This window comes from Amycolatopsis samaneae, assembly GCF_039541975.1.
Classification (GTDB): domain Bacteria; phylum Actinomycetota; class Actinomycetes; order Mycobacteriales; family Pseudonocardiaceae; genus Amycolatopsis; species Amycolatopsis samaneae.
Map to the genome: position 1 here is coordinate 258,384 of NZ_BAABHG010000012.1, position 12,308 is coordinate 270,691.

General features: G+C 70.5%; 11 protein-coding genes and 1 pseudogene. 8 read left to right on the forward strand and 4 right to left on the reverse strand.

What is annotated here, in order from left to right; all coding sequences use genetic code 11:
* The first annotated feature begins 4 nt into the window (after window positions 1-4).
* Complete coding sequence (locus ABD987_RS44625) at window positions 5-406, forward strand: SRPBCC family protein (RefSeq protein WP_425551096.1); 402 nt, start codon at window positions 5-7, stop codon at window positions 404-406.
* A 45-nt stretch (window positions 407-451) separates the two neighbouring features.
* Here ABD987_RS44625 and ABD987_RS30140 read toward each other — a convergent pair.
* Together ABD987_RS30140 and ABD987_RS30145 are read right to left on the reverse strand one after the other, a co-directional pair.
* Window positions 452-1,249: pseudogene (locus tag ABD987_RS30140) on the reverse strand (DMT family transporter); the annotation flags it as partial.
* Between the two features lie 68 nt (window positions 1,250-1,317).
* Window positions 1,318-2,343 (reverse strand): aldo/keto reductase, encoded by a 1,026-nt coding sequence (locus ABD987_RS30145; protein WP_345401419.1) that lies wholly within the window; start codon window positions 2,341-2,343, stop codon window positions 1,318-1,320.
* Window positions 2,344-2,471: 128 nt separating this feature from the next.
* Here ABD987_RS30145 and ABD987_RS30150 point away from each other — a divergent pair, with 128 nt between their 5' ends.
* The 4 genes from ABD987_RS30150 to ABD987_RS30165 all read left to right on the forward strand — a co-directional run bounded on the left by ABD987_RS30150 (window position 2,472) and on the right by ABD987_RS30165 (window position 7,362).
* Complete coding sequence (locus ABD987_RS30150; protein ID WP_345401422.1) at window positions 2,472-3,341, forward strand: helix-turn-helix transcriptional regulator; 870 nt, start codon at window positions 2,472-2,474, stop codon at window positions 3,339-3,341.
* A 32-nt stretch (window positions 3,342-3,373) separates the two neighbouring features.
* Window positions 3,374-4,765, forward strand: coding sequence for a MocR-like pyridoxine biosynthesis transcription factor PdxR (pdxR, locus tag ABD987_RS30155; RefSeq protein ID WP_345401425.1), 1,392 nt, complete (start codon window positions 3,374-3,376; stop codon window positions 4,763-4,765).
* A gap of 113 nt (window positions 4,766-4,878) precedes the next feature.
* A complete protein-coding gene (locus ABD987_RS30160; protein WP_345401700.1) occupies window positions 4,879-6,417 on the forward strand; it encodes an ATP-dependent DNA ligase in 1,539 nt (512 codons plus the stop codon).
* Window positions 6,418-6,693: 276 nt separating this feature from the next.
* Window positions 6,694-7,362 carry a Pr6Pr family membrane protein gene (locus tag ABD987_RS30165; RefSeq protein ID WP_345401428.1) on the forward strand — a complete coding sequence of 223 codons (669 nt, stop codon included), beginning with the start codon at window positions 6,694-6,696 and terminating at the stop codon, window positions 7,360-7,362.
* Window positions 7,363-7,375: 13 nt separating this feature from the next.
* Here ABD987_RS30165 and ABD987_RS30170 read toward each other — a convergent pair whose 3' ends face one another.
* Window positions 7,376-8,614 carry a hypothetical protein gene (locus ABD987_RS30170; protein ID WP_345401432.1) on the reverse strand — a complete coding sequence of 413 codons (1,239 nt, stop codon included), beginning with the start codon at window positions 8,612-8,614 and terminating at the stop codon, window positions 7,376-7,378.
* A 43-nt stretch (window positions 8,615-8,657) separates the two neighbouring features.
* Here ABD987_RS30170 and ABD987_RS30175 point away from each other — a divergent pair, with 43 nt between their 5' ends.
* Together ABD987_RS30175 and ABD987_RS30180 are read left to right on the forward strand one after the other, a co-directional pair.
* On the forward strand, window positions 8,658-9,527 hold the full coding sequence (locus ABD987_RS30175; protein WP_345401435.1) for a hypothetical protein: 870 nt from the start codon (window positions 8,658-8,660) through the stop codon (window positions 9,525-9,527).
* A 37-nt stretch (window positions 9,528-9,564) separates the two neighbouring features.
* Window positions 9,565-9,747 (forward strand): hypothetical protein, encoded by a 183-nt coding sequence (locus ABD987_RS30180; protein ID WP_345401438.1) that lies wholly within the window; start codon window positions 9,565-9,567, stop codon window positions 9,745-9,747.
* A gap of 599 nt (window positions 9,748-10,346) precedes the next feature.
* On the opposite strand, the gene ABD987_RS30185 is transcribed toward ABD987_RS30180, so the two are convergent.
* Complete coding sequence (locus ABD987_RS30185) at window positions 10,347-11,576, reverse strand: NADH:flavin oxidoreductase/NADH oxidase family protein (RefSeq protein ID WP_345401441.1); 1,230 nt, start codon at window positions 11,574-11,576, stop codon at window positions 10,347-10,349.
* 87 nt (window positions 11,577-11,663) lie between these two features.
* Here ABD987_RS30185 and ABD987_RS30190 point away from each other — a divergent pair, with 87 nt between their 5' ends.
* Window positions 11,664-12,287, forward strand: coding sequence for an MBL fold metallo-hydrolase (locus ABD987_RS30190; RefSeq protein WP_345401444.1), 624 nt, complete (start codon window positions 11,664-11,666; stop codon window positions 12,285-12,287).
* Window positions 12,288-12,308: the final 21 nt, after the last annotated feature.

The window sequence follows — 12,308 nt, forward strand, 5'->3', positions numbered from 1 at the left end:
GGACGTGCTCGCCGACATCGAGAACTGGCCGGGGTGGGACCCGGACCTCGCGCGCGTCGAACTCCGCGAGCCGATCGCGACGGGCTCGCGCGGTTTCTTCCATCCCACCGGCCGCGTCCGGGGCCGTGGCCACTCACTGCTCGCGGACGACTTCACCGTCCTGGCCTGGACACCGGGCAGCGAAATCACGGTGCGCCAGCCCGTCCCCCTCGGACACATGGACCTCGGGTTCACGCTCGCGGCCGACGACGGGAACACCGAGCTCACCCAGCACATCACCCTCACCGGGCCGCTGCGGGCCGTCATGGTGCGGATCATCGCCGGTGACGTCGTCCGGCACTTCGACCGCAAGTGCCTGGCGCTGCTCCGTCTCGCCACGGCGAAGGCCGGCCACCACGCCCAGTGAGACCAGCACGACCCCGGCGAGCTGACCGAACCGGAAGTCCTGTGCTCCCAAGAGAAGCGACACACCGAGCCCGGCCACCGGCATCAGCCCGATCAGCACTCCCGCGCGGTCGGCGCCGAGCACCGCCACCGCGGAGTACCAGAGCACGAACGCGATCGCGGTGACCAGGACGGCGAGCACCAGCAACGCGGCGAGCTGCCGTCCGTCGGGCCAGCGCCAGGCCCCGGCCGGATCGGCCACGGTGCCGAGCACCGCGCCACCGACCGCCGCGGCCCAGCAGCTCCACGTCGACGTGGCCAGCGGACCGAGCCGCGCCACGAGCCCGACGGCCAGTAGCGTGAACAGGGCCTCGCAGAGCATCGCCGCCGCGGCGAGCAGCAGGCCCGGCCCTCGCGCCGCTCCCCCGCCCGACAACACCGCGATACCGAGCCCGGCCAGCACCGCCCCGGCGACCGGGGCCACGGACGGGCGCCGACGGGCCAGCAACGGCGCGGCGATCGCCAGCACCAGCGGGCTCCCGCCCAGGAACGCCGCGACCAGTCCCGGCTCGGCATAGCGCTGCGCCAGCAACAGGCACGCCTGGAAGCCGACCATGCCCGTGGCGGCCAGTGCGAACAGCGTCGGGACGTCCCGGAGCCGAGGCCGGGGCAACGGTTTGCGCGCGAGCCGTGCCCAGCCCAGGAGCAACAGCCCGGCCAGCGCGTAGCGCAGTGCCTGGCCGGGAAGCACCGGATAGCCGTCGAGCATGCCCGTCACCGGCACCGAGCCACCGACGATCACCGCTGTCGACACCCCGCACGCCACTCCCGTGCGAGCGGTTCCGGGTCGGGTCAGTACTGCCATGCCGACAGCCTCGCCGCTTCAGTGGTCTAGCCGCCAGGACCACCAACCCTCAGTGAAAATGGACCACTTCATCGGCGGCGCAGCCTCCTTTCCGCGAGGGCCGGTGGCACGTAGTCGGAGTCGAGCCGGTTGAGGTCGGTGCCCGGCGGCACGATCTCGTCGATCCGGTCCAGTACGTCGTCGTCCAGCACGAGATCCGCCCCGGCCAGCAGGTCGGCGAGTTGCTCCGGCGTCCGCGGCCCGATGATCGCCGAGGTCACCCCTGGATGGGCCCGCACGAACGCCAGCGCGAGATGGGTCAGCGGACGTCCGAGTTCTGCGGCCACCTTGGCCAGCTCGGCCACCGCGGCCAGCTTGGCGGCGTTCGCCGGCATCGCCGGATCGAACTTGTGCTGCTGCAACACCTTCCGCCCCTCGGTGAGGTCCACATCGGACGCCGAGGTGTAGCGGCCGGACAGCCAGCCACTGGCGAGCGGGCTCCAGGTGAGCACGCCCATCCCGTACTTCTGCGCGGTCGGCAGGACCGCGGCTTCGATCGCCCTGCTGAAGATCGAGTACGGTGGCTGCTCGGTGCGGAAGCGGACGTGCCCGCGCTTCTCGGACACCCACTGCGCCTCCACGATCTGCTCGGCCGGGAAATCGGACGAACCGACCGCGCGCACCTTGCCCGAGCGCACGAAGTCCGACAGGGCAGACAGCGTCTCGTCGAGATCGGTCGCCGGATCGGGCCGGTGGACCTGGTAGAGGTCGATGTAGTCGGTGTCCAGCCTGCGCAAGCTGTCTTCGAGCGCGCGTGTCAGCCAGCGCCGCGACAGCCCGCCGGTGTTCGGGTCCTGCCCCATCCGGAAGAACCCCTTGGTGGCCAGCACCACCTCGTCCCGGCGCCCCTTGAGCGCCTTGCCGATGATCCGTTCGTTCTCCCCCTCGGAATACATGTCCGCGGTGTCCACGAAGTTGATGCCCGCGTCGAGTGCCGCGTGCACCATCCGGATCCCGTCCTCGTGATCCGGATTGCCCCACTTCCCCAGCATCATCGCGCCGAACGCGTACTCGCTCACCGAGATGCCCGTGCCGCCCAGAGTTCGCCGTCGCACCTGTTCCTCCTCGTCGTCGATCCGACACCGTCCACTCTGGGCGCGGTGGGCACGACGGACCAGGTCACGGTCAACCTAGGTCTGGCAGTACCAGGCAACGCACCGCCCGGCCGGGGATACTCGGTGCCATGAGTGACGCAGCTGAGTTCGGTGCCTTCCTCAAGGCCCGTCGCGCCGCGCTGGACCCCGTCGACCTCGGCCTGCCCGACGGGGTGGGCAAGCGACGGGTCGCCGGGCTGCGCCGCGAGGAGATCGCGCAGCTCGCCGGGATCAGCGTCGACTACTACACACGGCTGGAACAGGGCCGCGCCCGCAACGTCTCGGATTCGATCCTCGACGCGCTCACCAGGGTGCTGGGGCTTAAAGAGGACGAGGTGGCCTACCTGCGCAACCTCGTCGACCCGAAGCGGCGCCGCCCCGCCCGGCAGCGTCCCCAGCACCTCCGGCCCGAGCTGCGGCTCATGCTGGACGCCGTCCAGACGCCCGCGTTCGTCTTCGGCCGCTGTCTCGACGTCCTCGCGTGGAACGCGCTCGGTGGCGCGCTCAGTTTCGACCTGCCCGCCACGCCTCGGAACGAGCGCAACATCCCCAGGATGTTCTTCCTCGACGAGAGCACGAAAGACCTGCATCCCGAGTGGAACACCGTCGCCGGCGAGATCGTCGCGAACCTGCGGGCGGAGAGCGGGAAGTACCCCGACGACCCGCGGCTCGCCCAGCTCGTCGGCGAGCTTTCGCTGGGCAGCGAGCACTTCCGCAAGCTGTGGGCCACGCGCACGGTGCACGAGAAGGCACGCGGCCGCAAGATCATCCACAACCCGGTGGTCGGGGAACTCGACCTGTACTACGAGACGCTGCGCCTGCCCGACGATCCCGACCTGGCGCTGGTCGTCTACACCGCGCAACCCGGTTCGGAGACCGAGCGGGCACTGGGCCTGCTCGGCAGCTGGATCGCCGAGTCCACCGCCGCCGCCCCCGAGGAGGAACGGATACGCCCCTGAAGCACAGTGGTCCAGCGATAGGCTCGCCATTCATGGATGCCGAATGGACCACTCTGCGTGAGCTGCTCCTGCCCGCGGTGTCCACCGCGGGCGGGCGGCGAGGCCGCGCGGTCGAGGTGGCGCTGCGGGAGGCGATCCGCGTCCGGGCGCTCACGACCGGCACCCGCCTGCCCTCCAGCCGGGATCTCGCCGGGCAGCTCGGACTGGCCCGCGGCACCGTGACCGCGGTGTACGAACAGCTGATCGCCGAGGGGTACCTGATCGGCAAACGCGGCTCCGGTACCCACGTCGCTCCGCTCGCCGACACCGAGACGCCGCCGTCGGCGCCTCCGCCGGAGCGGGCGCGCTGGGACTTCGACCTCCGGCCCGGCCTGCCCGCGCTGTCGGCGTTCCCGCGCGCGGAGTGGCTGGCCGCCGAACGCGAGGTGCTCGCCACCGCCCCGGACGCCGTACTCGGCTACCCGGATCCGGCCGGGCACCCCGCGTTGCGCGCCGAACTCGCCGCCTACCTCGGCCGGGTCCGCGCGCTGCCCACCCGCCCGGACGACCTGGTGGTCACCAGCGGGGCCGCCGAGGCGCTGTCTTTGGTCGGCGCGGCATTGCGGGAACGGGGGGTGCGCCGGATCGCGGTGGAGGACCCGAGCCACCCCGGCCAGGCCGAACTGTTCCGGCACCAGTCCCTGCATCCGGTGGGCATTCCCGTGGACGACAAGGGAATCAGCGTCCCCCGGCTGTCCACTTCGGACTGCCGGGCGGCCGTGGTCAGCGCGGCCCACCAGTTCCCGCTCGGGGTCGCCCTGCACCCCGGCCGCCGGCGTGAGCTGCTCGGCTGGGCGGCCGAGGTGGACGGCCTGGTCGTGGAGGACGACTACGACGCGGAGCACCGCTACGACCGGCCCGCGCTGGGTGCGATGCGGGCGCTGGCCCCGGAACGCGTCTGCTACGTCGGCAGTGTCAGCAAGGTACTCGCACCGGCGCTGCGCATCGGCTGGCTGATCCCACCGACCGAGCTGCGGGAGTCGATCATCGCCACCAAACACATGCACGACCTCGGCTGTGCGCCCCTGCCCCAGGCCGCACTCGCGCGGCTCATCGCCTCCGGTGGGTACGACCGGCATCTCCGGCGTACCCGCAGGCTCTACCGCCAGCGCCGGGACGCATTGCTCGGCGCGCTCGCCCGGCGGCGCCCGGACTGGCGACCGGTCGGCATCGCGGCCGGGCTGCACGTCGTCGTCCGTCTTCCCGAAGGCACCGACGACGCCGCGACACAGGCGGCGCTCGCCGAGCGCGGTGTCCACGCGCCCGCGCTGTCGGCCTTCGCACACGACCCTGCCGGGCCACCGTTCCCGGGGCTCGTGCTGGGGTACGCGGCGCTCCCGCCGGACCGGCTCCGCGCCGCCGTCGATCGGATCGCGACCGGCTGAACCACCGATGGCCCCTCGCCCCGGAACGGGAGGACTCCCGGGCCGGGCTCCGGACGGCACTGGCGAGGCACTTCACCCGGAAATTGTCGGTGGTCCGGGTCATGATGATGGACGTGTTGCTCACCGACCTCGTCACCGCGTCCGCCGAGCTGACGGCGACCAGGTCCAGGAAGGCGAAGATCGCCGTCCTGGCCTCGCTGCTGCGCGCCTCCGGCGAGGCGGAGCTGCCCGCGGTGATCGCGTACCTCACCGGCCAGACCGCGCAGGACCGGCTCGGCGCGGGCTGGCGCACGCTGGCCGAGCTCGCCACCACGCCCGCGCCGGAAGCGTCGGTCACGGTCGCCGAGGTCGACGCCGCGCTGGGCGAGGTCGCGGCGGCCTCCGGCGCGGGCTCGGTGAAACGCCGGGCCGAGGTCCTGCGGGCGTTGTTCGCCCGGCTGACGAAGGCCGAGCAGGAGTTCCTGTTCCGCCTGGTCACCGGCGAGCTGCGGCAGGGCGCGCTGGAAGGGGTGATGATCGAGGCGATCGCGGCCGCCGCCGAGGTCGGCGTCGAACACGTGCGGCGGGCGTTCATGCTCTCCGGGCGCCTGCCGGTCACCGGGCTGGCGGCGCTGACCGGCGGCGAGGCACGGCTGGCGGAGTTCCGGCTGGCGCTGGGGAGACCGATCCGGCCGATGCTGGCCTCACCGGCCGAGTCGCTGGAGGAGGCCGTCGCCGAACACGCGCACGCGCTCGTCGAGTACAAAATGGACGGTGCGCGCATCCAGGTACACCGGCTCGGCGACGAGGTCCACGTGTACACGAGGACATTGCGGGAGATCACCGGCAGCGTCGCGGAGCTGGTCGAGCTGGTGCGCGGTCTGCCGTGCACTTCGGTGGTCCTCGACGGCGAAACGCTGGCGCTGACCGACGACGGACGGCCGCGGCCGTTCCAGGAGACGATGAGCCGCTTCGGCAGCACGCGGGAGGAGCAGGTGCGGGCGTTGCTGCTGCGCCCGTACTTCTTCGACTGCCTGCATCTCGACGGCGCCGACCTGCTGGACGCCCCGCTGTCCGAACGCAACACGGCGCTGCGGAGGGTCGCCGGCGAACACGTCATTCCCGGCGAGATCGGCCCGCCCGACGCGGCCGCGGTGCTGGAAGCGGCGATGACGGCCGGCCACGAGGGGGTGATGGTGAAGGACCTCGCCTCTCCCTACGCGGCGGGGCGGCGCGGCCGTGCATGGCTCAAGGTCAAACCCGTGCACACCATCGACCTCGTGGTGCTCGCCGCGGAATGGGGGCACGGCAGGCGGACCGGCACGCTGTCGAATCTGCACCTGGGCGCGCGTGACCCGGACGGCGGACCGCCGATCATGGTGGGCAAGACGTTCAAGGGCATGACCGACGAACTGCTGGCGTGGCAGACCGAGCGGTTCCAGGAGATCGAGACCCACCGCGACGACTGGACGGTGTACGTCCGGCCGGAGACCGTGGTCGAGATCGAACTCGACGGCGCGCAGGTGAGCACGCGCTATCCGGGCGGGCTCGCGCTGCGTTTCGCGCGGGTGGTGCGCTACCGGCCGGACAAGGATCCAGGCGAGGCCGACACGATCGACACCGTGCGAGGTCTGTTGCGCGGCGGCCGCGCGGAGGCCGGTGAAATCTCTTAGCGACAAGGCCCGTCCGGGGAAGCGCCACGGCCCTGCTCGCGAAGTCGGGCACTGCTCGTGGCGGCTGTCGCGACCCCGCCACCTTCGTTCCCGCCCTGGTCAAGACGCCGCGCTGGCCGGAAGCGAAGCAGGGGACCTTTGCTACCACCTCTTGGCTGACCAATGATTAGTGCGCTAACGAACGCGAGCAAAGGTCCCTCGCTCCCCCGGCGGCGCGGGGCATCGTTCGGGTGAGGGCAACGGGCCGCGGGGCATACTCCCGGTACGGTTTCGGGAATGCCGGAGTCGAAGATCGCCCGCGGCTGGTTCGCGCTCACCGCGCTCGCCGCGCTGACCGGCCTGGTCACCCAGGTCGTCGCCACCGCGAACGCCGCGGAAGACCGTTTCGCCACCACGGCGGGCCGCGTCGCGAATCTGCTGTGTTTCTTCACCATCGACTCGAACCTGCTGGTCGCCGTCACGACCGCGCTGCTCGCGTTCGGCCTGGCCCGCGCCACCGGCCTGTTCCCGGTGGCGTGGCTGTGCGCGCTCGTCGGCATCACCGTGACCGGCGTCGTGTACCAGGTCGCGCTCGCCGGGCTGTACGACCTGCACGGACTCGCACTGTTCGCCGACACGATGCTCCACAAGGTCTCGCCGATCATGTGCGTGCTCGGCTGGCTGCTCCGCGGCCCGCGCGGCGTGCTGACCTGGCGAGCCGTCTGGTGGTCGTTGGCCTACCCACTCGCCTGGGTGACGGTCACGCTGATCCGCGGCGCGTTCATCGACTACTACCCCTACCCGTTCATCGACGTCACGAAGCTCGGCTACGGCCAGGTCGCCCTGAACTGCGCGATCATCGGCCTGTTCTTCATCGCGCTCGCGATCGGCGCGCGGGGGCTCGACCGGCTTTTCGCACGCCGAGCCACCTCACGAGTCCCCGCGGTCGCCGACTCCGCGCCGTGAACGACGGAACCGGTCACCCACAGGGCGCGGTGTCCTGAAAGCGGTAGGCGCAGACGGGGCTGACGTCGCTGGCGGTGATGTCGTTGACGGTGAGCACGGCCAGCGGCCGTCGGGCCCCGTCCCGCCCGGCACGAAAGTCGATCCGGCCGGTCACGCCCTTGAAGCACGCCGGGCTCTGCGGATCGGCGCAGTCGAGCTCGCGGAGTTCCTGCGCGACCGCCGCCCGATTCGGCTTCAGATCTCCCGCCCCCGGCACCGCACGGCGCTTGTCCAGCACCAGGGCAGCGAGATACAGCCCTGCCGCGTCGTAGGCGAGCCCCGCCCGCTCACCGGTCCACCGCCGGTCGCCACCCTGCGCCGCCAGTTCGGCGCCAAAGGCCTTCCACCCGGCGGCGCGGTCGTCTCTCGGCTGGTAGAGCCCGTGCAGCCCCGCGCAGAAGATGCGCAACGGTCGCTGTCCGTCCGGGTCACCGTCGTCGACGGCGGGGCGTCCCCTGGCAACGCACGAGGTGCCGGCGAGGACGATCCGGTTGGCCAGCGACACATAGCCGAGAGACACACCCGAAAACCGGTCGGACCTGCGGCTCTCCCCCTGCGCGATGACCCTGGTGATCGTGTCGTCACCAACGACGGTCGGCTTGACAGCGGCGGGGCAGGTGTCGAGCACGTGACCGAGGAAGTCGGTGAAACCTGTTTCCCTCCCGGCGTAGAACGCTACTTCGTCCGACCGGCATTCGACCTCGGCCGTCGAGGGCGTGCGCCACGCACGGAGCCGGATCGCGTCGTTCCCGCGCGCGAGCCCGGCGAACTGGTCGTGCAGCGAATGCAGATACCGGTCGGGCTCCTGCGCGAGATCCGGATGGTAGACCGTCACCGATTTGCCGATGGATTTCGCGTACTCGGCAATGAGAAGCGCCTGTGTCCGGTCGCCCGCGACCATCTGGAAATAGAGCGGGGACAGCGGGGGAAGCGTTTCGCTGGTCAGCGTCGTCGTCAGGATCGGGATGCCGTGCGCGCCCAGCACCCCGACCGCGCTCTCGGTCTGCGCCACGCTCCGCCCACCGCCGACCAGGCCCATCACGGTGGGATCCCGCTCGACGAGGGGCGTGATCAGGTCGTCGACCGCACGCCGCGCATGCCGCATCTGGTAACCACCGTTGGCGACGACCACGCGCAGCAAGGGGTTCAGCGAGTCCTCGATCGAGTTGCCCACCACGTTGCTCTGCGACTGGCGGATCAGCAGACCGGTCATCTCCTCGGCCTCGGCGTCGTCGGTGCCCTCCCGGGTGTCGGGGATGGGTCAGCTCGGCGAAGTAGACCAAGGTGATGACAGGTCGGCGCGGATTGGCGCGATGCAGGTTGTCGGCCTCGGCGTTCTGCTCGAACACCGCTTCCTGCGCCTTGCGCAGCTTGACCGTGCTGCCGAAGACATAACCTCCGGCGCTGTAGCCGACGCACTCCTTGGTGTCCCCTTCCCACACCGCCGCTGCCGCCGGGAAACCCGCGACGCCACACGGGTCGGGCACGGAACCGGGGAACGCCACGGGGGCCGCGGCGCCCGCCAGCGCGGCCACCAGCAGCACGGCCATCGTGACGACCACCCCTCTGCGGGCGAACACGGGAACCTTCCTCGGTTCCCAGGTCTCGTTGCGGTCCACCTCGGCAGGCGGGCCGTCCACGGACAGCGCGACGAACCGCGCGGCGGGGTGGAACTGCTGCCGCCGCAACGGCAGTTCGTGGTTCCAGGCCTTCAGCCTGCTCTCGATCTCGGCCAGCGGGCGCGGCGTCAGATCGAGATCGGCCGGGATCTCCTCCGCGGTGGCGACGACCAGCAGGGGGTCGTGTTCACCCGTCTGGTTGCGCACCTCGTTGATCAGGCGGAGCAGTTCCCAGCCACCATTGTGCTCGGAGATCCCTCGCAGTACGACGGTGACATAGGCGGTACGCCGCCATCGGCGCAACCGCCAGCTCCCAGTGCCGTAGAACACGCGAAGATCGCGGAGAAAAGCATGCACCAACAGCAATTTGATCTGTTCGAGGTTCTCGTACTCGCGACGATCCTGCGCCAGCCTCCGGGCGAAACGGAGAAAGCCCGCGGAATGCGTGGGAGCCATGAACCGCTGTTTCATCAGCCATCGCGGTTCGCCGCCCCGGAGCCCACGTAGCCACAGGCATTTCCCGAGCCGGGACAGCAACTGGACCATGGTCCTGGTCAGGGCCTGCGCCTCGTCGGGTACCACCGTCGTCACCGCGGGGCCGACCACCCCTTCGCCGTCGTCCGTCGCGTACCAGGTCAGCAGCTTCGACCGCAGCGGCGCCTGCTGGTCGCGTCCCATCGTCGCGGCCTCGTGCCGGGTCAGCCAGTCCACCAGGCGAAAGGTGTAGAAAGCGATGTCCTTGCCCGCGCCGAAACGATCCGAACTCAACTGCTGGGCCAGCAGGTTGAGCAACGGCATCAGCGGCGGCTTGCCCTGCTCCCGGAAGACGGCGGCTCGATCGGCATCCACCGAGACGGACGGGATCAGCCGCCGGGGCGTCCGGCCCGACGGGGCCGGATCCACCGTGAGCCGCGCGGAGAGCACATCGGTCACCGCACGCGTGTCCTCCGGCTTCCCGATCAGGCACAGCAGCGGCAGCGGACGTTCCCCGCGGAGGTCGTCACGATGTTCCTTCGACCATTTCCATTTCGGCCGTTCCACCAGCCCGCGAACGACCCGTAGAAATTCCTCAAGATCATCCATTTCCAGCTCCCTGGACCAGCGCGCCCGAGCACGCATTCGATTCGGGAGAGCATGCCACCAGCAGGCCGGTCATACGAAGGGAGGTCGGCAACTTCGGCCGTACAGATCATTTTTTGGCACAAACAGAGCAGCCGAGCCACTCACACAGGTGAATAATTGAAAATTCCCCGAAAATCACCCAGGTCACAAAAGGTTCCCGCAGCTTGACGATTCACCCGGAATCGTCAAAACAAGCAGTTCGCCTCAGCCGCGGACCCGGCGGAACGCGTTGAGCGGATCGGCGAGCCCGCCCTGCACCAGTGTCCGCAGCGGGCCACGTCGCCGGTCGACCGGTTTCCCCGCCGCGACGCGGTGCATCTGCTGCGTGTGCCACTGGATCTCGAGCAGGCTGTCCGCGAGCCGGATGCCGGTCTTCGGACACAGCCGCTCCGCCTCGACCTCGTCACCGGCGAGCAGGCGCCCGGGCAGGCCGACGTCGACGGTCATGGGCCTGCCCAGCCCGATGACGTCGAGCGCGCCCGAGCGCAGCGCCTCGGCCATCCCGGCGGCGGTGGCGAACCCACCGGTCACCATCAACGCGACGTCGCTGACCTCGCGCGCCTTCGCCGCGTAGTCCAGGAAGTACGCCTCACGTCGGCGCGTGCTCGCCCGGCCCGCGCCCATCATCGCGGCTTTCTCATAGGTGCCACCGGAAATCTCCAGCAGGTCGAGTCCGGACTCGCCCAGCAGGCGGACCACCTCGAGCGATTCGCCCTCGTCGAACCCGCCCCGCTGGAAGTCGGCGCTGTTGAGCTTGACCGACAGCGGCACGTCGTCGCCGATCTCCGCCCGGACCCGGCGCACGAGTTCCAGCAGGAACCGGCGGCGCCGCGACGCGTCCCCGCCCCACTCGTCGGTCCGCAAATTCGTCAGCGGCGAAAGGAACTGCGAGATCAGGTATCCGTGGGCGCCATGGAGCTGGATTCCGCTGAACCCGGCGTCGACGAATACCCGCGCCGCGAGCGCGAACCGCTCGATGATCGCTTCGATCTCGTCGCCGGTCAGTGCGCGGGGCGCAGCGAAAGCGGTCCGGATACCCCGATCACCGAACGGTACGGCCGAGGGAGCGACCGGTTGCCGGGACAGAAAGCGTGGGCTCTGCCTCCCGGGGTGATTGAGCTGGACCCACAGCTGCGCGTCGGTGCCGTCGACCGACCGCGCCCATCCCCGGAACTCGGCCGGATCGGGCGTCGCGGGCAACGCGACGTTCCGAGGCTCGCCGAGCGCGGTCGGATCGACCATCACGTTGCCGGTGACCAGCACTCCCGCGCCGCCCACCGCCCAGGTCCGGTACAGCTCGGCGAGTTCGGGGGTCGGCCGGTTGCGACGGTCGCCGAGCTGTTCGCTCAGTGCCGACTTTGCGATCCGGTGCGGCAGGACGGCGCCGCAGCGAAGCTTCAGCGGTTCGGACAGGAGTTCTCGGACGGCCGACATCGCACGCTCCCTGACCCGGTTCCTACTACCAGTAAGATACCTTCCAGTAGATACCGCCGGTATGTCAACCTCGGTTAGGGTCGCCCCATGACGGCAACGGTGCGGAACGTGGTGACCTCAGGCGTCTTCGAACTCGACGGCGGCAGCTGGGACGTCGACAACAACGTCTGGCTCGTCGGCGACGACTCCGAGGTGATCGTGATCGACGCGGCCCACGACGCCGGCGCCATCGCGGAGGCCGTCGGCGACCGGAAGGTACTGGCGATCGTCTGCACCCACGCGCACAACGACCACGTCAACGCCGCACCGGAGCTGGCCGAGAAGACGGGCGCGCCGATCCTCCTGCACCCCGACGACCGCGTCGTCTGGGACCTCACCCACCCCGGCCGCGCGCCGGACGGCGACCTCGCCGACGGGCAGACGCTGACCGTCGCGGGCACGGGACTGCGGGTCCTGCACACCCCGGGCCACGCGCCGGGCGCGGTCTGCCTCCACGCCGAAGGCCTCGGCGTCGTCTTCACCGGCGACACCCTGTTCCACGGCGGGCCGGGTGCGACGGGCCGGTCCTACTCGGACTACCCGACGATCGTGCGCTCGATCCGGGACCGGCTGTTCGCCCTGCCGGACGCGACGTCGGTCCGCACCGGTCACGGCGAAAGCACGACGATCGGCGCCGAGAAGGCCGAATCGACAACCTGGCCGAAGCCCTGACCAGCGAAAAGAGAGCAAGGG